Raw genomic sequence first — 2,282 nt, forward strand, 5'->3', positions numbered from 1 at the left:
GCACGCGGTGCAGCACGGCGTCCGGGGCGGGGCCGGTGAGCAGGGCGTCCAGCCCGTCGGCGGCGCCGTCCAGGACGGCGGTACGCACGGGTGCGGTGGTCGCCGGCCGGGGGACCGGCGACCACCGCACGGTGTACAGGACGTCGTCGGCCTGTACGGGGCGGGAGGTCAGGGCCTCGATGTCGGCCACCGGGGCGCCGGTGGCGTCGGCGAGGTGCAGGGTGATGGTGTCGCCGCCGCCGCGGGTGATCTTCACGCGGAGTGCCGGAGCGCCGGTGCTGTGCAGGGTGACGCCGGTCCAGGCGAACGGCACCAGGACCTCGGAGCGGGGCGGGGTGTCGAGGTCGGCGGCGTGCAGGGCGGCGTCGAGGAGCGCGGGGTGCAGACCGAACCCGGCCGCGTCGGCGGCGGTCTCCTCGGGCAGGGCGACCTCGGCGTAGAGGTCGTCACCGTGCCGCCAGGCGGCGCGCAGGCCCTGGAAGGCGGGGCCGTAGCCGTAGCCCTGCGCGGCGAGTTCCGGGTAGACGCGTGTGGTGTCCAGCGGTTCGGCGCCGGGCGGCGGCCACGTGCCGGGGTCGGCCGCGGCGGCCGGGGCGGTGGTGGTGAGGACGCCGGTGGCGTGCTGGGTCCAGGCGGCCGCGTCCGCGGTGCGGGTGTGGACCGTGACGCCGCGTCGGCCGGTGTCGTCGGGTTCGCCGACGGCCACCTGGACGGCCGTGTCGGCGTCGGCGCCCAGCACGAGCGGGGCGCCGAGGGTGAGTTCCTCCAGGGTGTGCGCGCCGACGTGGTCGCCGGCGCGCAGGGCGAGTTCGACGAACGCGGTGCCGGGGAAGAGCACCCGTCCGGCGATGACGTGGTCGGCGAGCCAGGGCTGGGCGCGGGTGGACAGCCGCCCGGTCAGGACGACGCCCTCGGCGCCGACGGCGACCACCGCGGCCAGCAGCGGGTGGCCGGCGGGGAGCTGGCCGAGGCCGGCGGCGTCGGTGGCGGTGCTCTGCTCCAGCCAGAAGCGGCGCCGCTGGAAGGGGTAGTGCGGTAGGTCGATGCGGCGCCCGCCCAGACCGGAGAAGTGCCGCCGCCAGTCGACGGGGACGCCCCGGGCGTGGGCGGTGGCGAGCGCGGTGACGGCTTCGCGTGCCTCGGGGCGCTCGCGCCGCAGCACGGGCAGGAAGGCGGTGCCGGGGGCGTCGGTGCAGTCGGGGCCCATGGCGGACAGCACCGCGTCGGGCCCGACCTCCAGGAAGGTGCGTACGCCGGAGTCGGCGAGTGTGCGCACGGCGTCGTGGAAGCGGACCCGGGCGCGGACGTGCTCCACCCAGTACTCGGGGTCGCTCAGTGCGGAGGTGACGGGGCCGCCGGTGACGGTCGAGACGACCGGCCGCGTCGGCTCGGCGTAGTCCAGCACGTGGGCGATACGGCGGAACTCGGCCAGCATGGGTTCCATCAGCGGCGAGTGGAAGGCGTGGCTGACCCGCAGGCGTCTGGTGTCGTGGCCGCGCGCGGCGAGTTCGGCGGTGATGCGCTCCACGTCGGCCGCGTCACCGGAGACCACGAGGGCGGCGGGGCCGTTGACGGCGGCGATGCCGGTGCGCGGGGTGAGCAGCGGCGTCACCTCGTCCTCGGTGGCGCGTACGGCGGCCATGGCGCCGCCTTCGGGGAGGCGCTGCATGAGCCGGCCCCGGGCGGCGACCAGGATCGTCGCGTCCTGCAGGGTGAACACGCCGGCCGCGTGCGCGGCGGCGATCTCGCCGACGGAGTGCCCGGCGAGCTGGTCCGGGGTGAGGCCCCAGCTCTCCAGCAGGCGGTACAGGGCGACCTCGACGGCGAACAGGGCGGGCTGCGCGTACTCGGTCCGGTGCAGCAGCTCGGCCTCGGGGGTGCCGGGCCCGGCGAACAGCACGTTCCGCAGCGGCCGGTCGAGCTGGAGGTCGAAGTGGGCGCAGACGTCGTCCAGCGCGTCGGCGAACACCGGGTATGCGGCGGCGAGTTCGCGCCCCATGCCGGTCCGCTGGCTGCCCTGTCCGGTGAACAGGAAGCCGAGGTCGCCCTCGGCGCGCGCGGTCGGGGGCGTTGCCCCGGAGGCGAGGTCGTGCAGGGCGGCGCGCAGTTCCGCGCGGTCGGCGGCGACGAGCACGGCCCGGTCGCTCAGGGCGGCCCGGGTGGTGGCCAGCGAGTGGGCGAGATCGAGCGGATCGGCCTCGTCCGCCAGGGCCGCCAGTTCGCCGGCCCGGGCGCGCAGGGCGCCTTCGCCGCGGGCGGACAGGGTGAAGGGCAGCGGCACG

The 2,282-nt window shown here is 77.0% G+C and carries 1 protein-coding gene; it reads right to left on the reverse strand.

The window, feature by feature from the left end:
• On the reverse strand, positions 1-2,282 hold a 2,282-nt coding region (locus tag GT045_RS11905), incomplete at both ends, for an acyltransferase domain-containing protein (RefSeq protein WP_161334132.1).

This window comes from Streptomyces sp. SID486 (genome assembly GCF_009865385.1).
In the GTDB taxonomy this organism is placed as follows: Bacteria; Actinomycetota; Actinomycetes; order Streptomycetales; family Streptomycetaceae; genus Streptomyces.